Origin of the sequence: Fervidobacterium changbaicum (assembly GCF_004117075.1) — a bacterium.
GTDB lineage: Bacteria > Thermotogota > Thermotogae > Thermotogales > Fervidobacteriaceae > Fervidobacterium > Fervidobacterium islandicum.
The window spans coordinates 728305-748227 of the sequence record NZ_CP026721.1 but is presented as its reverse complement, the minus strand read 5'-3'; the positions used below and the strand labels follow the sequence as shown (position 1 = coordinate 748227).

20 protein-coding genes, 4 tRNA genes and 1 other RNA gene are annotated in these 19923 nt (G+C 41.5%); 17 read left to right on the top strand and 8 right to left on the bottom strand.

Annotation, left to right across the window (positions count from 1 at the left end):
- Positions 1-108: 108 nt before the first annotated feature.
- The 6 genes from CBS1_RS03470 to CBS1_RS03445 all read left to right on the top strand — a co-directional run bounded on the left by CBS1_RS03470 (position 109) and on the right by CBS1_RS03445 (position 5739).
- Positions 109-900, top strand: a complete 792-nt coding sequence (locus tag CBS1_RS03470) for a DUF4912 domain-containing protein (RefSeq protein WP_033191874.1) — start codon at positions 109-111, stop codon at positions 898-900.
- A 2-nt stretch (positions 901-902) separates the two neighbouring features.
- Positions 903-2504, top strand: coding sequence for a glycoside hydrolase family 57 protein (locus tag CBS1_RS03465; RefSeq protein WP_033191873.1), 1602 nt, complete (start codon positions 903-905; stop codon positions 2502-2504).
- Positions 2505-2650: 146 nt separating this feature from the next.
- Positions 2651-3226, top strand: coding sequence for a 2-oxoacid:acceptor oxidoreductase family protein (locus CBS1_RS03460; RefSeq protein ID WP_090223328.1), 576 nt, complete (start codon positions 2651-2653; stop codon positions 3224-3226).
- Entirely contained in the window at positions 3219-3569 is a 351-nt protein-coding gene (locus tag CBS1_RS03455; protein WP_033191871.1) for a 4Fe-4S binding protein, read from the top strand. Before CBS1_RS03460 ends, CBS1_RS03455 begins: the two co-directional genes overlap by 8 nt.
- Positions 3570-3581: 12 nt before the next feature.
- On the top strand, positions 3582-4751 hold the full coding sequence (gene porA / locus CBS1_RS03450) for a pyruvate synthase subunit PorA (protein WP_033191870.1): 1170 nt from the start codon (positions 3582-3584) through the stop codon (positions 4749-4751).
- Between the two features lie 13 nt (positions 4752-4764).
- Entirely contained in the window at positions 4765-5739 is a 975-nt protein-coding gene (locus CBS1_RS03445) for a thiamine pyrophosphate-dependent enzyme (RefSeq protein ID WP_033191869.1), read from the top strand.
- An 85-nt stretch (positions 5740-5824) separates the two neighbouring features.
- Here CBS1_RS03445 and CBS1_RS03440 read toward each other — a convergent pair whose 3' ends face one another.
- From CBS1_RS03440 to CBS1_RS03410, 7 genes are all read right to left on the bottom strand, one after another.
- Positions 5825-6778 (bottom strand): radical SAM/SPASM domain-containing protein, encoded by a 954-nt coding sequence (locus CBS1_RS03440; RefSeq protein WP_241685564.1) that lies wholly within the window; start codon positions 6776-6778, stop codon positions 5825-5827.
- A gap of 43 nt (positions 6779-6821) precedes the next feature.
- Positions 6822-9038 carry a beta-glucosidase BglX gene (gene bglX / locus CBS1_RS03435; protein WP_256329732.1) on the bottom strand — a complete coding sequence of 739 codons (2217 nt, stop codon included), beginning with the start codon at positions 9036-9038 and terminating at the stop codon, positions 6822-6824.
- Between the two features lie 144 nt (positions 9039-9182).
- Positions 9183-9544, bottom strand: a transfer-messenger RNA (tmRNA) gene (gene ssrA / locus CBS1_RS03430).
- 129 nt (positions 9545-9673) lie between these two features.
- Positions 9674-9761, bottom strand: a tRNA-Leu gene (locus CBS1_RS03425).
- Between the two features lie 150 nt (positions 9762-9911).
- Positions 9912-9986, bottom strand: a tRNA-Gly gene (locus CBS1_RS03420).
- Positions 9987-10002: 16 nt separating this feature from the next.
- A tRNA-Leu gene (locus CBS1_RS03415) sits at positions 10003-10092 on the bottom strand.
- Positions 10093-10101: 9 nt separating this feature from the next.
- Positions 10102-10177, bottom strand: a tRNA-Lys gene (locus CBS1_RS03410).
- A 265-nt stretch (positions 10178-10442) separates the two neighbouring features.
- Here CBS1_RS03410 and CBS1_RS03405 point away from each other — a divergent pair.
- On the top strand, positions 10443-10838 hold the full coding sequence (locus CBS1_RS03405) for a Fur family transcriptional regulator (RefSeq protein ID WP_052107176.1): 396 nt from the start codon (positions 10443-10445) through the stop codon (positions 10836-10838).
- 15 nt (positions 10839-10853) lie between these two features.
- Here the strand turns inward: CBS1_RS03405 and CBS1_RS03400 are convergent, their stop codons facing one another.
- Complete coding sequence (locus tag CBS1_RS03400) at positions 10854-12053, bottom strand: IS110 family RNA-guided transposase (protein WP_241685563.1); 1200 nt, start codon at positions 12051-12053, stop codon at positions 10854-10856.
- Positions 12054-12266: 213 nt separating this feature from the next.
- Between CBS1_RS03400 and CBS1_RS03395 the strand changes: the two genes are divergently transcribed.
- The 10 genes from CBS1_RS03395 (at position 12267) to CBS1_RS03350 (ending at position 19698) form a co-directional block, all read left to right on the top strand.
- A complete protein-coding gene (locus CBS1_RS03395) occupies positions 12267-13154 on the top strand; it encodes a metal ABC transporter substrate-binding protein (protein WP_241685562.1) in 888 nt (295 codons plus the stop codon).
- Positions 13144-13908, top strand: coding sequence for a metal ABC transporter ATP-binding protein (locus CBS1_RS03390; RefSeq protein WP_090223162.1), 765 nt, complete (start codon positions 13144-13146; stop codon positions 13906-13908). Before CBS1_RS03395 ends, CBS1_RS03390 begins: the two co-directional genes overlap by 11 nt.
- Before the next feature lie 17 nt (positions 13909-13925).
- The gene (locus CBS1_RS03385; protein ID WP_090223160.1) at positions 13926-14744 is read left to right on the top strand and encodes a metal ABC transporter permease; all 819 of its coding nucleotides are present in this window, start codon (positions 13926-13928) and stop codon (positions 14742-14744) included.
- Between the two features lie 76 nt (positions 14745-14820).
- The gene (locus CBS1_RS03380) at positions 14821-15579 is read left to right on the top strand and encodes an alpha/beta hydrolase (protein WP_090223159.1); all 759 of its coding nucleotides are present in this window, start codon (positions 14821-14823) and stop codon (positions 15577-15579) included.
- Positions 15580-15708: 129 nt separating this feature from the next.
- Positions 15709-16359 carry a protein disulfide oxidoreductase gene (pdo, locus tag CBS1_RS03375; protein ID WP_090223157.1) on the top strand — a complete coding sequence of 217 codons (651 nt, stop codon included), beginning with the start codon at positions 15709-15711 and terminating at the stop codon, positions 16357-16359.
- Between the two features lie 114 nt (positions 16360-16473).
- A complete protein-coding gene (gene trxB, locus CBS1_RS03370; RefSeq protein ID WP_176759507.1) occupies positions 16474-17430 on the top strand; it encodes a thioredoxin-disulfide reductase in 957 nt (318 codons plus the stop codon).
- A 41-nt stretch (positions 17431-17471) separates the two neighbouring features.
- On the top strand, positions 17472-17714 hold the full coding sequence (locus CBS1_RS03365; protein WP_014451717.1) for a glutaredoxin family protein: 243 nt from the start codon (positions 17472-17474) through the stop codon (positions 17712-17714).
- A gap of 179 nt (positions 17715-17893) precedes the next feature.
- The gene (locus tag CBS1_RS03360) at positions 17894-18577 is read left to right on the top strand and encodes a thioredoxin family protein (protein WP_090223166.1); all 684 of its coding nucleotides are present in this window, start codon (positions 17894-17896) and stop codon (positions 18575-18577) included.
- Between the two features lie 20 nt (positions 18578-18597).
- The gene (locus CBS1_RS03355; protein ID WP_033191863.1) at positions 18598-19245 is read left to right on the top strand and encodes a cytochrome c biogenesis CcdA family protein; all 648 of its coding nucleotides are present in this window, start codon (positions 18598-18600) and stop codon (positions 19243-19245) included.
- A gap of 27 nt (positions 19246-19272) precedes the next feature.
- Positions 19273-19698 carry an OsmC family protein gene (locus tag CBS1_RS03350; RefSeq protein WP_033191862.1) on the top strand — a complete coding sequence of 142 codons (426 nt, stop codon included), beginning with the start codon at positions 19273-19275 and terminating at the stop codon, positions 19696-19698.
- The last annotated feature ends 225 nt before the right edge of the window (positions 19699-19923 follow it).

The following is a 19923-nucleotide window of genomic DNA, read 5'->3' as shown; positions in this document are numbered from 1 at the left end:
TGAGAATTGATGGTGGGGGGTGTTCCACTAATAAGAAGATAATACGGTTTTTGGAAATTTTCAATACTTTTAGTTAACAGCATCCACCACAGCCTGGGGGGTGAACCTATGATAAACATAGTAAAGCACTTGGAAGAATGGTTAAGTCAGGAGCGTACGATCCAAGAACTGAAAGCGAAGGCAAAAGAACTCGGTTTGGCAGTTAAAAAGCAGATGACAAAGAACGATGTGCGAAAACTGATTGAAAGGTATGTCGAGAGAGTTAAAACGGTGCAACCAGAAGAACCAAGTCAATCAAGACCTTCCTCTTCTACGTCCTCATCGGGTCAGCCTTCGTTGACTTCCCAGCCAGTTCGAGAAGATATCAGCATTCCTGAAAATTATAACAAGGACAAACTTGTTGCAATGCCAGTTAATCCGTTCTGGATTCACGTTTACTGGGACCTCAGTCCCGCTAATAGAGAATTCCTTAGGTCACACGAAGTGAGAAAAGTAGTGTTGAGAGTTTACGATGTTACATTCATAGAATTTGATGGGACAAATGCGCACAGAACATTCGAGGTAAACATAGATGTTTCTTCCTTGAAAAATTATTACATGAATGTTCCAATGCCCGGAGCACACTATTTAGCTGAACTTGGGTACTACGATTCAAATGGTAATTACAAACATCTGCTCAGATCGAATCTGTGTAGGGTTCCTGTGAACTCGCCAAGTCAATCGACAAGAGAAAGGTGGCTAGACCTTAGGAAGAGAAGAAGGATAGTGATGCCATCTGAAGGTATGCTAACACCTATTGTTGAAAGAATCGGGGGCTCTATCCAAGGTCTGGAGCATCTTTTTCGGATTTCGAGTGCCGGAAGCATCAGCGTTATACGACTTAGTGGGAAGGGGATGTAAATATGCCACGTGGACAAATGATGTTCGTGCTACATGCCCATCTACCATACGTACACCATCCAGAGTATCCGTTTTTCTTGGAAGAGCACTGGCTGTTTGAAGCCATCACCGAAACATACATTCCACTCTTAAGGATGTTCAAAAACTTGGAGCAAGACAAAGTACCTGTAAAACTCACGATGTCAATAACTCCGCCGTTGATGGAAATGCTTGCAAATCCAGATCTACAGAATAAGTATGAAAGACATTTGGAAAAATTGATAGAACTTTCACGAAAAGAAGTAACAAGAACTACGAACGAACATCCGAAGAAACATAAAATGGCACAATATTATCTACAACTGTTTGAAGACACACTTTACATATTCAAGGAACAATATAAGAAGAACATTCTTAATGGCTTCAAAGAATACATGGCAAGGGGTTATTTAGACATAATCACCTGTAATGCAACGCACGGTTATTTGCCATTTATGGAGCAATACCCGCAGGCGATTCGTGCGCAGTTAGAACAGGCTGTCAAAACATACGAGAGACACATAGGTGTTAAACCGCGTGGTATATGGTTGGCAGAGTGTGCTTACTTCCCGGGTCTTGACAGGTACTTAGCGGAATACGGTATCGAATATTTCTTTGTTGATTCTCATGCTTTTTGGTACGCTGATGAAAGACCGAGGTATGGAGTCTATAGGCCGATTATTACACCGAATAACGTGTTTGCATTCGCAAGGGATCCAGAAAGTTCCGAGCAAGTGTGGAGTGCGCAGATTGGATATCCGGGCGATTCAAGATACAGGGAATTCTATAGGGACATTGGTTTTGATAGAGAGTACGAGTACATAAGACCATATATCGATCCAAGTGGCGTCAGAATGAATACCGGTATCAAATACCACAAGATAACTTCTAAGGATACTCCTTTGGATAAGAAAGACTATTACGATATCGATGAAGCTAAAGCAACAGCATACGAACATGCGAAAGACTTTTTGAAGAAAAAAGAAGCCCAGGTGGATTATTTGCTCAACCTATTCGAAGGTCTTGAACCCATCATTGTGGCCCCGTTTGATGCTGAACTATTTGGGCATTGGTGGTTTGAAGGTCCGTTCTTCTTAGAGTACTTCATGAGGGAAGCAGCTAAGAGTCAAAAACTTAGAGTAACAAGGGCTTGCGATGTTGTAGATTGGGTTGAAAAGGTGCAGATACTTACCCCGGCTGCTTCGAGTTGGGGAGCCAATGGTTACAATGAAGTGTGGTTGAATGGAACAAACGATTGGATTTATCCGCACCTTCACGAGATGGTAGAAAGAATGACAGAAGCAGCAAAAGAGCATGCAAATGAAACAGATCCGTTGAAAATTCGCGTTTTGAACCAGATGGTAAGGGAGTTGTTGCTTGCCCAATCAAGTGACTGGGCATTTATAATGACAACCGGAACAAGTGTGGAATACGCAGTTAACAGAACCAAAACGCATATTAAACGATTCTTAAACTTGTACGATATGCTAAAAAGTGGTAATATAGATATCGGGGAGTTACAGAGGCTCGAGTACGTTGATGATATATTCCCCGATGCGGATTACAAAATGTATTTAAAGATATAACTCAAGAGCCTTCTGGTTGTAAATGACTCCCCCGAGATGTTGAACGTCTCGGGGGTTATGTGTTGGAAAAGCTTTAATTTTGAAATGTGAATATTTTAGCAAGTTTGCAGTTCCTAAACCCTTAAATTCGAAAGGAGGTAAAGAACGTGCCAGCAAAGATATTTGAAATCAGATGGCATGGACGAGCTGGTCAAGGTGCAAAAAGTGCATCGCAGATGCTTGCAGAAGCCGCACTTGACATGGGAAAATATGTACAGGCATTTCCTGAATACGGTGCGGAACGAACAGGAGCTCCTATGAAAGCTTTCAACAGAATCTCTGACGAACCTATTCTACTTCACTCCTCCGTTGAGAAACCTCACCTTGTTGTTGTTATCGATGACACACTTTTGGGCAATCCTGATATATTGGCAGGGACAACCCCTGAAACGATACTTATCGTTAACACTGTAAGAAGTACGGAGTGGGTGAGAGCAAAAACGGGATTCCAAGGTAAGATCTGCGTCGTTAAAGCGACAGATATCGCTCTTGAAGAACTCGGCAGAGGAACACCAAACACTGTCATGCTTGGCGCTATTGCAAGAGTAACGGGTGTCATAGATCTCAAATACGTAGAGGACAAGATTAGGGACATGTTCCTTAAAAAGTTCGGTGAAGAAGTTGTCAATAAGAACATAAGGGCGCTTCACAGAGGATACGAGGAGGTGACCTGCAGTGCCTGAACTCAAAGGATGGAAGGAAATACCAATCGGTGGTTTGATAGTTGAACCAGGAAACGCGAAAGCCTACAAAACAGGGACATGGAGGGTAATGAGACCTGTTTATCAAGCAGAAAACTGTATACACTGTATGCAGTGCTGGTTGTATTGTCCAGATCAAGCAATAGTTGTTGAGATTGTTGACGGGAAACCGAAGATGAGAGGTTACAACTACTACTACTGTAAAGGTTGCGGCCTTTGTGCAAATGTCTGTCCAAAGAGCATAGATCCGAAAACGAAACAGCCAGCTCCAGAAGACAAGAGAGCTATAGTAATGAAGCCAGAAACAGACTTTGCGGAAGAGTAAGGAGGTGCGAAAATGCCTTTAAAACAAGCAATTACGGGTGCGGAAGCGATAGCTTACGCGATGAAACAGATAAATCCAGATGTCGTTGCGGCATATCCGATCACACCGCAAACACCTGTTGTTGAATATTTTGCAAAATACGTAGCCGATGGTGTTGTCGATACGGAAATGATTCCTGTTGAAAGCGAACACTCTGCAATGAGTGCTGTTGTTGGTGCAGCTGCTGCAGGTGCAAGAGCGTTTACAGCAACCGCTTCCGTTGGTCTTGCGCTTATGCACGAAGTGGTCTTTATCGCAGCATCCTTGAGGCTGCCGATAGTAATGGCAGTTGCCAACAGGGCACTCTCAGGTCCTATCAACATCCACTGTGACCACAGCGATGCAATGGCTGAAAGAGATAGCGGTTGGATTCAACTGTGGGCGGAGAACGCTCAGGAAGCCTACGACTTTACCGTTATGGCATACAGAATTGCGGAGCATCCAGATGTAAGGCTGCCGGTAATGGTCAATTTCGACGGATTCATTATCTCACATGGTGTTGAAGTAGTTGAAACACTCGATGATGAAGTTGTAAAGAACTTTGTCGGAAAGCCAATAAAGATGTACCCATTACTCGATACATCTAAACCCGTAACTTACGGTCCCCTTGACCTTTACGATTACTACTTTGAACACAAAAGACAGCAAATCGAAGCGATGAAGCATGTTCCGAAGGTATTCAAAGAAGTAGCAGAAGAGTTTGCGAAGATTTCAGGGAGAAAGTACGACTTGTTCGATGAATACATGGTTGACGATGCAGAATACATAATGGTTGCACTTGGCTCTACGGCTGGAACGATTAAACATACGATCAACGAACTCAGAGCCGAAGGTAAGAAGGTTGGCTTGGTCAAACCCTGGGTATTCAGACCGTTTGTTAAAGCCGAGCTACAGAGAATACTTAACGCAAGAAAAGGTGTTATCGTACTTGATAGGGCAGCATCATTCGGTGCGGAAGCTCCACTTTATGAGGCAGTCAAATCTGCACTCTATGAGGTAGCACTAAGACCTCAAATGGGTAGTTATGTCTATGGTCTCGGTGGTAGGGATATAACACCAGAACACATTAGACAAGCATTCGAAGATGCCTTCAAAGGCAATCTTATCGCCGATGAAGAAAGATACCTTGGATTGAGAGAATAAGGAGGTGTAATAGATGCCACTAAATGCTATAGAACTTGCGAAGTTGTTCCACGACAAGAACCCTGGAATGACTCAGGGACACAGAATGTGTCCGGGTTGTGCTGCACCAAACGTAGTCAGATTCGCACTCATGACAGCAATCGCAAAAGGTTATGAACCCGTTATTGGTCTTGCAACCGGTTGTTTGGAAGTCTCAACGACAATTTATCCTTACACATCTTGGAACATTCCTTACATTCACAACGCATTTGAAAACGTTGCTGCTACGATAAGCGGTGTTGAGACCGCGTACAGGGCTTTGCTAAAAAAAGGAGAACTCGACAAGGATAAGAAATATGCATTCTTCGCCTTTGGTGGTGACGGCGGAACGTACGATATCGGATTGCAGTCACTCTCCGGTGCTGTTGAAAGAGGCCACAAGTTCATATACATTGTTTACGACAACGAGGGATACATGAACACCGGTAACCAAAGGTCTGGTGCAACACCTCCGGGTTCTGATACAACAACGGCTCCCGTTGGGAAGAAGCTCCCTGGAAAGCTACAACTTAAAAAGAACATCGTTGAAATAATGGCAGCTCACGAAAACGTGTACGTTGCGACGGTATCTATTGCAGAGCCCATGGATTTCATGAAGAAAATAGAAAAAGCACTTGAATTCGACGGACCATCGTTCATTGCTGCCTACTCACCATGTGTAAGGTTCTGGCGCGTTGCTGACGACAAGTCAGTCGAAGTAAGTAAACTCGCAATCGAAACACTTTACTGGCCACTTTACGAAGTAGAAAGAGGAGTCTACCGTGTAACAAAGAAGGTAACGAATCCAAAACCAGTGGCCGAATACATCAAATCGCAAGGCAGATTCAAACCATTACTTTCCAGGCCAGATGCTCAAGAAATCATCGACGAACTCCAAGAATACGTTAATACAAGGTACGAAAGGCTACTTGCACTTGAAGAAGTGACTAAAGATAAACCAGTCAGATAGTTGGAAATTGAGAAGCTTATACAAAAGGCTCCGGTTGTTGCCGGAGCCTTCATTTTTGACCTTTTAGCCAAATTTTTCAATAACTCTAGTACGTTTTACAAACGAGTTTATCGGTGTCTTTGTAAATCAAATGAGAATACGCAAGGCAACCTGCATTACAACTTGTTTTATATAGCGGACAGATTGTACATTTTTCTGGAACAAGAACGTCAGGATTATAGCTATACCAAATTTCTTTAAATGGTTTTTCATTCACATTTCCCATGTAGAATTCAGGATTGTACCTGAAGTGCCCACATGGGACAACCGTTCCGTCAACCAGTATAGAAGCGTGGGTCCTGCCAGCCGTACACTCACCGCCAGAAATATTCTCTTCAATGAATAATGTTACTGGTCCTTCGTAAGCTTCAAGCTTCCTTGCAACAGATTCTATCTGCTCACTTGTGGGCGTAAGCAGGCCTTTGTGTAACAATCCTCTCCCCACTGGTACAAAGCGATCAACGTACAAGTGCGTGCCCAAAGATGCTGCCAGCTCTAACATATCGTCGATATATTTGTAATTTAATGCGTTTACGACGAAAAGTATTGTAACATCAAAACCTTCATCAAGGAGGTTTCTTAGGCCATTCATGGTTTTTTCAAACGTTCCTTTGCCTCTCACTGCTTCATGCACATCTGGAGTTGGGCCATCAACGGAAACGCCAATTAATAAATCTGGGCAAACGCTTTTGAGTTTTTTCGCAACTTCTTTCGTTACCAAAGATGCGTTCGTGTTCATCATCATTTGCAGACCCTTTTCGTGACCGTAGGAGAGTATTTCATAAATATCTGAGCGCACAAGCGGTTCACCACCGACTATATCAAGCAGCTCAGCGTCAGCTTCAACAAGCTGGTCTATGACTGATTTTATCTGCTCTGTTAATAACTCGTACCTTGACCTACTTCCAGCGTTACAATAGCAGTGCAGACATCTGTAGTTACAGGCAGTAGTTATCTCAAATTCAATGTTCTTTGGACGAGGTCTGGTTCGATGCATCATTTCGGCACCTCCAAGACGACCTAATTTTGATACCGAGAAGATGTTATCTGTACTCGAATTCTACCGTCTGCAAATCACGTGAATTTGACCCTATCATGAGCAAGAATTTACCTTTTTCCGAAACGTATTCCATGTTTTCATTATAGAATCTGAGCATACTTTCGTTTATTTCAAAAACAACTTCTTTTTCTTCTCCGACCTCTAAATGTATTTTCTTGAACCCTTTCAGTTCTTTAACGGGTCTAACTACACTTGCAGTTAAGTCACGTATATATAATTGGACAATTTCGTCTCCAGGATACTTTCCAACATTCTTGACTTTTACTGCTGCCTTAATGGAATTATTTGCATGTAGTATGTTTTTATCTAATTCAATTTTGGAATATTCGAATTGCGTATAACTCAGTCCAAAACCGAAGGGTAATAAAGGAGCGTTTGGAATATCGACGTAATGAGAACAGAATCTTTCATTACTATCTTCACTCGGTTTTGGTCTACCTGTATTGAAGTGATTGTAGTACACAGGTATTTGACCGACCGTATAGGGGAAGCTCATGGTCAGTTTTGCTGAAGGGATTTTATCAGCGAAAAGAACATCGGCAATTGCGTTACCACCCTCAGTGCCGGGGAACCATGCTTCAAGCACTGCAGGTGCAATTTTATATAATTCTCTGATTTCTAAAGGTCTTCCATTGAAAAGTATAACAACCGTTGGTTTTCCAAGCTTTATGATTTCCCTTGCCAAATCTTCTTGTCTACCCGGCAGTGTTATAAACGCTCTGCTCCTTGCTTCTCCACTCATATCGTAGTGCTCACCAAGGGCTAATATCACTGCGTCTGCTTCACTTGCTGCCTTTAAAGCTTTCTTAAGAGATTCTTTATATTGCGCATCGCTTTCTCCTTCTGTCTCACAACCCTTTTCGACTAACACTTTACTTTCACCTATCTTGTTGATTATTCCCTCTTTTAGAGAGACTGTTTCTTCCCATCTTCCTTGCCAAGACCAAGGACCGAGTATCGCATGCTCATCGGCATAAGGACCTATTATGGCCAATTTCTTTATGTCTTTGTTGAATGGCAATACATTTTCGTTTTTTAACAAAACAATAGACGCTGCTGCAACTTCACGGGCTATCCTTCTATGTTCTTCGCACAACACAACTCTCTTTTCTTTTTCCTTGTCCACACCTTTGAATGGATTTTCAAACAAGCCGAGCTCTTCTTTTAACTTCAGCACTCTGTAAACTGCCTCATCGATGAGTTTAATGTCAACCTGTCCTTCCTCTACTAGTTCCTCCAAGTGTTTGGCATAGCATCCAGACATCATGTCGATGTCAACACCAGCTTGTATAGCCTTCCTCGCAGCTTCTTTCTCATCTTCCGCAACACCATGGGGAATCAATTCCTTTATAGCACCCCAGTCGGATATAGTTACGCCATCGAATCCCCACTCGCCTCTTAATATTCCTCTGAGGAGCCACTTGTTACCGGACGAAGGGATGCTGTTGACGATGTTAAATGAAGTCATAACCATTTTACAGCCTTCATCTATGGCCGCCTTATACGATGGCAAATAGAATTCTCTGAGCATCCTTTCAGAGACATCGACAGTATTGTATTCCCTTCCACCTTCTACTGCACCATAAGCAGCAAAATGTTTTACACACGATGCGATATTTCCCTCTTTTGAAATGTCACCGCCTTGGTAACCCCTTACAAAAGCACGTGCCATGACGCTATTCAAGTAAGGATCTTCGCCCGTCGATTCCATCACTCGTCCCCATCTTGGGTCTCTGACAAGGTCGACCATAGGGGAAAAAGTAACGTGAACACCACCAGCAGAGGCCTCAATTGCAGACACCCTTGCAACCTTTTCAACCAAATTCTCATCCCATGTGCATCCCAAAGCAAGAGGAATTGGAAAAATCGTTCTGTACCCGTGAATTATATCTGCCATGAACATCAGAGGGATTTTCTTCTCATTCCTCTCCAAGTACAATTTCTGTATCTCGAATGTTTCTTCTGCACCAGCCGTTCCTAAGACAGAGCCAGCGTTCCAAATATCTGAATCCTTAATACCCAAAGCTTCCATAGGACCTGTTACTATTCCTTTTGCACTGTCTTTAAAGAAAAACGGTGCCAACTGCGTTAGCTGCCCTATCTTTTCTTTTAGTGTCATCGATTTCAAAAGCTCTTCAATGTTGACTTTTTGTGCCATTGCAAGCTCCTCCTCATTGAAAGCCTCTTCACGGTTAGCTATTCTTAGATTCTCTCCTATCTATGTTAACGCTTGAAATCACAAAATGCAACACATCTAATCATTTTCTGGTATTTGCTTATCAGCTTATAAAATCAAAAAAGCCCTGATAAATCAGGGCCTTTTTGATTTCTCTACTTTTTAATCTGGTGGAGGCGGCGGGAATCGAACCCGCGTCCGAAAGTAAACCCTCTTTGGCATCTCCGAGCGCAGTCTGTGTTTTGGTTCTCGTCAACCAGTCGCCCACAGACAGGCTACTGATTGACTAGCCTCACTAGGTAAGGTAGTTCACCACGTGAGGCGCATGGTGAGCTACCTGGCCAGCTGGGTCACGCCCAGCTACGAGGCGCTGGCCAAACCTCGTAGTGGACGGCTACCTGTTAATTAGGCAGCGAGAGGAACGTATTCGTTGGCACTTATCTTTTTCCCTGCCGTTTTTTAACGAGGACGGCAGGCAACCTCGGCTCGCTTCCAAAGAGGGCTTACCCCCGTCGAGACCGTTCGCCCCCTTTGAGTTTTAAAAAGTTTCCTTATCGCTTTTCCATATGTTTAGACTTTTCATTTCTTAATTTCGTTCAAAATTCCTTGCACATGATTACCGAAAAAACAACGCCCTTTAAAGGGCGTTTTACTGAAGTTGGTGCCGAGGGCGGGATTTGAACCCGCACGGTCCCAATGACCGCATGGCCCTCAACCATGTGCGTCTGCCAATTCCGCCACCTCGGCATCAATTTTTTACTTTAGCCAGTAAATATTATACCACACAACTAAACTTTCGTCAAGATCCATACTCGTTTTTAATATGATAAACGAAACCTCTGAAGTATATCATTCGATAAAAAACGAGCGCATGTGCGCTCGCACGCTTCGCTTTTCTGGAGCGGGTGACGGGTTTCGAACCCGCGACCCCTTGCTTGGCAAGCAAGTGCTCTACCGCTGAGCTACACCCGCTCGATAACTTTCCTTTTGGTGCGAGAGGAGGGATTTGAACCCTCACGGGATTATCAGTCCCACTGGATTCTAAGTCCAGCGCGTCTGCCAATTCCGCCACTCTCGCACCTATCTCTGGTGACCCGGGCGGGATTCGAACCCGCGACCCCCTGATTAAAAGTCAGGTGCTCTACCTGCTGAGCTACCAGGTCACCTTTGTGGCGTCTTTTGTTAGACGTGCCGTTAAACATAATACCACAAGGGATTTTAGGTGTCAAGTAGTTTGGAATGAAATTTTTAAAATATGCATTTCCAAAGTGTCTATAGTAGTCTTGACTTGAAAATCAAAGATGATTAGTCGCTCTTGACTTTTTGAAACGGAGTGGTATATTTAATATGAAAATGAAAATCATTTGCAAAAAATCTGGCTAACCATCCATTGTGTGATTCAATTTTTGAAGATTGGAGGTAGGAAAAATGAGGATGACAAAGAATAGGGAGCTTGTCTACAAGGAAATACTGAACTCAGCTGTCCCGCTGACCGCGTACGAAGTCAGTAATCGGTTAAAGGAAATGAGTTTAACGACAATTTATCGCGCACTCGAATATCTCTACCAAAACGGTTATTTGAAGCGCTTCTCGTTGGACGAATGTACTTATTATTATTCTTCAGAATCCCACAGGCACTTTTTCCGCTGTGTTCAGTGCGGGAAGCTTTACCCCATTGAGACATGCTTTATGGAAGAATATGAAAAATACGTCTCTACACATTTTAATTTCAAAGTTTATGAACACTTCGTGCTTTTCACAGGACTGTGTGAAAAGTGTTATCAAGATAGCTTAATAGATAAGACAGAAAATGCGAATGCATAACTCGTAAGGAGTCAACTATGCAAAATTAAATTTTTGTTTTGAGTGTGAGATAGCATAATCAATATTGAACTTCTCTTTCTTTCTCAACATTGCGTACAACGTTCGCAATAACTTGTGTACTACTGACATTATCGCTTTTTTGTACGGTATACCTTGCTGCCTTTTTCGTTCATAGTATGTTCGGAAATATTCGTTGTGAATCACTACACTCACTGCCATTAGCCATAGTATTCGTCTTAGGTGGGCATTGCCCCTTTTCGATATGTGTCCTTCTACTTTGCTTTTGCCTGATTGGGCAATGCTTGGATCGAGTCCACAATACGCAATGAGTTTTTTGTATGTACTAAATCTTGAGATATCTCCAACTTCTGCCAAGAAATGCATCGCGCTGTTTTCACCAATACCTGGTATTGACGTGAGTATCTCGATATCAAGGTTTATCGCACTACATTCGCAATATTCTTTCATCATCTTGTCGTATTCTTCAAGCTGTTGCTGTAAAAATTGTAGTTCTTTGATATTTTGCACAAGAATCTTTTCTTTCATCGGCCAATATTGAGCAATCGAGTTATTAGCGAGTTCTTTAAGTTTTTGAGCATTAAGTTTTGTACTTCTGCCACGGTCTTTGGAAAAGAACACATCCAGATTACGAGCCTTTTGAATAGCCTTGGCAGAAGGGAAATGAGAAAGAAGATTGAGGATAGTGTCACTGTAGATATTGGTAACTCTTTCGAGTTCAGGGAAAAGAACGTTGAGCAGTTTTTCGATATTGTCTTTAACTTTTGCGATGCGGTGGATAATGTTTTCGCGTGCTCTGACAATATCACGAAGCTCAGAGTTGACAAAAGCAGAAGAAGGAATTTGATGTTGTAGGTAAAACAAAGCAGTAGCGATAATGCGAGCATCGATTTTGTCGGTTTTGGTCTTTCGAAGAGAAGCAAAGTTTTTAACAGTTAGAGGATTAAAAACAGCGCAAGCAAAGTCGTTGGAAGAAAGGAAAGCCAGAAGGTTGAGATGATAACAGCCAGTAGATTCCATAGCGATGATGATGGATTGTTTTGGGAAGGCAGAGAGTTTGTTTGCGAAGGAGGAAAACCCTTGTTTGGACATATCGAAAGAAGATTCGAAGATGATGGAACTGGGATTAGAGATAGCGCAGACGTTGAACTTATCCTTGGAAACATCGATGCCGACGAAAACAGGGAAGTTATCCATGAAAAATCCTCCTTTCGAATGATGAGGGCAGGGAGCCTGCTGAACCAATCCTCCATGCTGACGAGGGCTGAAAGCCCAACCAACTAATCATGGTTAAAGGCAGGCAACAGACTCCTTAAATGGCTTAAAAGCCAAGGTGACATAAGTTGTCCTGCCCTCAATTTTTTTAAGCTAAATTATTTATACCATATTTTTATGTAGGAGGTAGAAAGTATGGAATTCTCAGGCAGATTGGGAAAATTCGTAATAGCGGTTTTATTACTGGTCTTTTTCATGCAGGTCTATGCGGTAAATATCGTTGCAACAATCAATCCATACTATCTTATTGTAAAAGAAATTGTTGGTGACAAGGTGGATGTTAACTTGCTTATAAAACCAGGAAGTAATCCACACGTCTTTAATCCAACGGTTAGCGATGTTAAGACTCTATCAAATGCTGACATAATCGTTGCAAACGGTTTAGGACTTGATAATAATTATCTGAAGAATTACAAGAATGTCTTATTTGTCGGTGAAAAGGTACCGAAAAAGTATCTATCCAAAAGCGATGAGCATGATGAACACGCGGAAAACAACGAAATCACGTATAACCCTCACGTATGGCTTTCTATAGACTTTCTCACAGACTACATAATTCCTGCAATAAGGGATGAACTTGTCAAGGTTGATCCACAAAACGCTCGCATCTATTCGCAAAATGCGAATAAAATCATCGTATCACTCAAGGAAATTTCTCAGAAGTTCGACAAACTATTTGCCGATGTATCAAAGAATAAACAGGAGCTCACCGTCATTCTGGAACATCCGTCTTATCTTTATTTCTTCAAAAAGTACAACGTAAAAGTTCTGGCTGTTGAGGAAGGACATGGTAAAGAGCCATCTGCACAGCATATCAAGAATATCATTGCGCAAGCTAAGAAGGGCAACTTATTGGGAATCTTTGTTGGGCCTCAGTTTAAAACGGAATCGATAAAAGTTGTGGCTAAGGAACTGGGAAGGGATTTCAAAATTCTTGATCCACTTGGATACAACGTTAAGACAGTAACAGAGCTTTTTGAAAACGCGTACAAGTCAATACGGGAGGCAGCATATGGTAAATAGTATAGCTGAACGAAACCTTGAATCGGTGATTACTGTAAGGAACCTTTCCGTTAGGTACGGGCAAATTGAGGTCTTAAGGAACGTGAGTTTCAAAGTATTTAAGAAAGATTTTGTTGGAATAATTGGTCCCAACGGTGCCGGAAAGTCTACTTTGATAAAGGCACTCTTGGGAATGATACCCTACGAAGGCGAGATTGTATTAAATGGAAAGGTTGGCTACGTACCTCAACTTTCGTCATTCAACAGAGAGTTTCCCATCAGTGTATACGATTTCGTTAGAGTTTCCATTAGAAAAGAAAAGAACTGGAGAAAGTTGGTCGATGAAGCACTGACTAAAGTTGGTTTGGAGGGCTTTGGAGAAAGACTCGTTGGTACACTCTCCGGGGGTCAGTATCAAAGGGTATCTTTGGCAAGGGCGATTGTGTCAAAACCAGATATCGTTATACTCGATGAACCTGAGTCAGGTGTAGACGAAATGGGGAAGGCCCGATTTTACGATTTACTCTACGAAATGAACGAAAAATGGGGAATTACAATACTGATGGTGAGTCATGACATAGGTATGGTTTTCGAAAAGTGCAAAACGGTCATGTGCCTCAACAAAACTTTACATTGTCATGGACCAACACGAGAAATCAGACCAGAGGATGTTAAAAAACTCTTTGGCGAGTTCGATATCTGGATACGGGCACACTCGCACTACGAGATAGAGCATACACATGAAAATAGCAATTCTCATAAGACACCTGACTAGAGATAGGACGTGAGATAATGGCTTTTATAACTGATTTGCTTAATTACGAATTTCTAAGAGATGCCTTGATTGCAAATGTGCTGATTGCGTTTGTGACAGGTATGGTTTCTCCTGTTATAGTGTACAAAAGGTTAGAATTTATAGGTGACGGTCTGGCGCATGCGATTTTTGCTGGTGTAGCATTTGCTGTCATATTCAATTTCAACATATTACTCGGTTCCGTTCTTGCGACTCTGCTCTTCGCATACCTTGTATATGTTTTGAGCAACGATACACAAATTGCGGAAAGCACCGCAATTGGAATGCTACTACCGGTCTTTATGTCTTTAGGTGTAATATTATTCTCAAAGTCTGAGCGCTACACAACTGATGTGACGTCTTATCTTTTTGGGAATATCTTGCTTATTTCAAAACATGATATCTACTTCATCGCTGCGGTGCTTGTGTTTTCCATTCTGATTTTACTGTGGAAACACTATGAGATTTCTTACTGGCTTGCCGATGAGACAATGGCTAAATTCTACGGAATAAAAACCAATATTGTAAGATTCATTGTACTTGTCCTTGTCTCAACTGTTGTGGTTGCAGCTCTAAAGCTTGCTGGTGTAATTGTCATGGGAGCTTTCTTAGTGCTTCCAGGTGCGTTTTCTAAGAACTATGCTAAGTCACTGACTTCTGCAATACTTCGGTCAGTAGTATTCAACTTTATGCTCTCCTTATTGGGGTTTGTAACCGCTTACTACTTTGATTTGCCACCTGGTCCGACGATAGTGTTATTCTTGTTTACGGCGTTTTTGATTTCAACACTTTTTGTAAAATCTAAGAACGGGCAATGAAAAACTTAACGTTGTGTGGTATAATCAGAACGGTCTAACAAAATACGACCACCAAAGCAAAGATAGGGGGATTGTCATGGAATTCGTTAACTGTCGTACAGTAAGAAAATCCTTGCCCATATTTCTTCATGGAGGGGAAACAGGAGTTCTATTGGTCCACGGTTTCACCGGCTCGCCTCATGATTTCGAGTATATGGCGGGCGAAATAAATAAAGCCGGTTTCACCGTCTCTGTTCCAAGATTGCCAGGACATGGAACTTGTGGAGAAGACTTCCTAACAACAACGCGGCATGACTGGCTTAGAAGAGCTTACGATGCTTACTACGACCTTCAAGGTCTGTGCAAAGGAGTCTATATAGTGGGTCTATCGATGGGTGGAGTTATCGCACTCATCATGGCAGCCAACCTGAAACCTAAAAAACTGGTGACTCTTGCAGCAGCAACACACGTATTTGATAACAGAATCGCTTTGACACCGCTATTAGCTCTCTTTAAGAAAAAAATGATTAGGCAGAATGACGAACGTTATGATGATCCGGAGTTGCAGTATTTGAAAAACGAGTATTGGTCGTATAACTGGCCTAAGCAGGCTGCTGAGCTGTACAGACTTATGAAAGAAGCAAGAAAGAAAGTTTCAGAGATTACAAGTGATACTCTTGTTGTAGCTGCAAGGAACGATAACACGGTTCCTTTGTCAGCAGCTGAGTTTATATACAAGAACATCAGGTCTGAAAAAAGGAAATTGCTCATTTTTGAAAAATCTGGTCATGTTCTTAGCAATGATGTAGAAAAGGAAGAAGTTACCAAAGCTGTTATTGAGTGGTTGAAAGGATAGTTGACAAGTAAAAAATGTATGGTATCATAAATGTAGACAAATTTTGTCTACTTTTTACAATTAGTTAATCCTAACTTGGTATTAATGGTGTATAATAAGAGCGCAAAGTAAAAGTGGAGGTGTTTTTAGATGGGATTATTACAAGAAAAAGACAGAAAGTATTTACAGGACCTATTTGCTAAGGAACTCAAGAATGGTGTTAAGCTGATTTTCTTCCATGGAGAAGACTGCGAGTACTGCGACTTGGAAAGTCAACTGTTGGACGAAGTAAAAGAACTTTCAGATAAGATAACGGTAGAAAAATACCACAAAGATAGTGAGAAAGCAAAGGAATACAACGTTGAATTTGTTCCAGCACTTATTGTGACACTTGAAGATGGCAAAGATAGAGGCGTTAGATTCTACGGTATACCGTCAGGACATGAGTTTGGAACGCTTATTCAAATCATGACGACTTTTGGAAACAATGCAACGCCACAGCTCTCACCATCGACAGTCGAAACACTTAAGAATCTTGATAAGCCAGTGAAGATAAGTGTTTTTGTAACGCCAACGTGTCCATACTGTCCAAGGGCTGCACTTACAGCATTTAACATGGCTCTTGCAAGTGATATGGTAACGGCAGAAGTTATAGAAGCCAACGAATTCTTTGACCTGAGTGAGCAGTTTGGAGTTTCGTCAGTACCGCATATAGCGATCAACAGAAATCCAGACAAGTTCTTTATAGGTGCATATCCGGAACCGCAGTTCTTACAGCAAGTTCTTGACCTTGCAGAGTAAGTAAAGACTAATCGAACGTTAGAATTTTAGAAGAGAATCTTACTACTTCAGGGCACAATCACTTGTGCCCTGAGTTTTTAAAAAAGCGAATAATTTTACATTGGAGGTGTTTGTATGAGCGGATTTGAATTCGACATGGGAAGCTTTGGTGGAAATCTAAAGGAATATTACGACATAGCAATTATAGGTGGTGGTCCAGCAGGACTTACGGCTGCTATTTACGCAAGAAGGGCTGGTTTAACAGCTCTCGTTATAGAAAAGGCCATCGAAGGTGGTGCGGTTACTCAAACACATGTTGTTGAAAACTGGCCTGGTGAGATAAGTATTGAAGGGCAAGCTTTAGGACAAAAATTTGCCGACCATGCAAAGCATTTTGGGGCGGAGTTCCACTATGCTTTTGCACAAAAAGTGTATGTTGAAGGTGATTACAAAGTTGTTGAACTTGACGACGGAAATAAAGTAAAAGCCAAGGTTGTAATTCTTGCCACTGGTACAGAACCAAGGAAACTTGGCGTACCTGGCGAAGCAGAGTTCAGAGGTAGAGGAGTCACCTACTGCGCTGCTTGTGATGGTTATCTTTTCAAAGATAAGGATGTAGTAGTTGTAGGTGGCGGAGATAGCGCTTGCGATGAATCGCACTTCCTTTCAAAGATTGTTAAAAGCATCACCATGGTTCAGAATTTACCGTATTTAACAGCGGCGAAGGTCTTACAAGAGAGGGTGCTCAATAATCCAAAAATTAAGGTTATCACAAATCACATTGTGAAAGAGATTAGAGGAACAAGCAAGGTTGAAGAGGTCGTTATAGTAAACAACGATACGAAAGAAGAACAGGTTATAAAAGCAGAAGGTGTGTTCATATACGTTGGATTAGTTCCACAAACGCAAATATTCAAAGGTCTTGTTGATATGAACGACTACGGATACATAATCACTGATGAGAATATGGAAACGAACGTACCAGGAATCTACGCAGTTGGTGACATCAGGATCAAGAATTTGAGACAAATAGTCACCGCAGCAGCAGACGGTGCTATAGCCGTCGAACACGCTGCAAAGAAATACTTCTAATATCATAAAAATAAAAAATGTGAAACAATGGAGGTGAGAGTATGGCACATGTCAAAGTTAAAATCTATACAACGCCAACCTGTCCGTGGTGCAGAAGGGCAAAAGAGTACTTCAGACAGCTTGGAATACCATTTACTGAAGTAGATGTATCGAAAGACAGAAAAGGTGCGGAAGAGATGATTAGAAAATCCGGACAGATGGGTGTTCCAGTTATCGAGATAGGTAATCAAATCATCGTTGGATTTGACAAAGCAAGAATCGACAGAATCCTTGGAATTAGCTAAGAATTGGGTGTAATACGGAAGGCGAAAGCCTTCCGTGTTATTTTTCACAATAAAGAAATTTGGAATCTGGAGAGGTGAGAATGTATGAAGTTCAGTTGTCCGATCCTTAGGTTTTTCTCAAGGTTGTTTATGAAAAAATTCAAAGTGCGAAATCTTAAGATTGGAAAGGAATGATGAAAATGAGGAACCTAATTAGACTTCTTTCCATGCTTCTTGTTCTGATTACAACACTTAGCTTTGGCTATGAATACACATTTACGGATTTGGGTATATCTCATAAAGTATCACAGATAGAAAAGAAACTGCTCTTGGTCAATTTTTCTTCACCGACATGCTATTACTGCAGACGGTTTGAAAGTGAGGTCCTTTCAAACAAAGATGTTCAAGAATTTCTAAGAGGGAATTATGTATATGTAAAAATAGAGCCGGGCTCCTACAAAACTACTTTTTTGGGAAAAACTTATACGAATGACCAACTCTTTGGTGCATTTGGTGTTAGGGGTACACCAACGTTTGTGTTTATAAAAGATCAAGGACAAGTAACGCAAGTTCCTGGTTTCATGCCTGCTCCGGATTTTCTCAAAGCACTGCGATTTATTGTCAAAGTTGTCGATGATAACTATAAAGGAAGCTTCGAAGAGTACTCAAAAAAAGAGGACAACTACAAAGGTAAACCTACGATAGTGAATGTTAAGAAAGAAGATGCCGATTTTGTTCTGAAAAATGATAAAAACGCTCAAAGTGTTGAGACAGTACCAAGTAAAGTTGATATAAATACGGTGTATGTGACGACGAGTACGGATGTTGCGAAAAAGCTCAACAGTATGGGCGTAATCAGGGTTCTTCTCATTTCGTCAAAATGATTTCTCTCTGAGGTGATTGTATGATTTCCTTAACACCTACAGACGTAAGTGTGTGGCTTGCTTTAGCTCACGGGTTTCTTTCGTTTTTTAGCCCTTGCGTTTTACCTCTCATACCTGGTTTCATTGGGATAGTGCTCGGAGGGCAAAGGAGAGCACAGAGATTGATAGGGTTCTTTTTGGGTTTTTCGATAGTCTTCAGTCTTCTTGGTGGATTGTCATCGTTCATAGGTGGCTTCTTGGCTAAATACTCGGGCATTTTGGAGAAAATCATAGGAATTGGTATAATAATATTTGGAATAATGTACATTGCGGAATTCCAGCTTTTTAAAGGTACGAAGGCAAATGTTTGGAAGTTCAAGAACGCAGGTTTAGTTGGTGGGTTTGTCCTCGGTGGTGCAATCGGTTTTGTTTGGATACCTTGCAGTAGTCCAATACTCGCCTCGATTTTATTAATAGCATCCCAGCAAAGTGTAGCAAAAGGCATATGGTTACTCTTTATATATTCTCTTGGCATTTCAGTACCGTTCCTTACAATAGGAGCTGGTATTTCAAAAGCACTGACAATGGGATTTGGCAAACCTTCTTGGGAAAGATGGATTAAATACATCGGTGGAGCTTTTATGATAGTACTTGGGCTCTTAATAATATTAGGTAAAATGAAAGTCTAACAAAATAAGTTTTGGAGGTGTATTTTGATGGCAATAGCACGTATGGATTACTATTCTGGCATGCTTTTTTATTCGAAAACCCTGTCAGGACATGATTTGATAATCGATTCTGATCCTTCGGTTGGTGGTCGAGACGCAGGTCCAAGACCTAAGGAACTAATTCTGTATTCGCTAATGGGCTGCACAGGAATGGATGTTGTTTCTCTGCTTAGAAAAATGAAGGTGATTGATAAGCTAGAAAGCTTTAGGATGGAAGTCGAATACGAACAATCCCAGGAACATCCGAAAGTCTACACGAAGATTCACCTTAAATACTTCTTCAAATTCAATGGAGAACCACCAAAAGAACAGGTAGAAAAAGCCGTTAATCTCTCACAAGACAAATACTGTGGTGTATCTGCAATGTTAAAAAAGGCTGTTCCTGAATTTACTTGGGAAATAATCTACGAGTGAAAAGAATAACAGCTTTAAAAAAGCCATCCTTGAAAAAGGGTGGCTTTTTTCTTATACTGGTTAGTACACGGCAGTACGTGATTTTGTAAGAAAAGTCTTGCGAAAGGTCGATACGTAAAGGAATACTCGAATAATTCGTGTTGGTTAACTTGTGGATAATGAAATAGATAGTTTGTAAATTAAGGTAGTCGCGGTACAATAAATCAAATAGTATGCAAGTCTTGT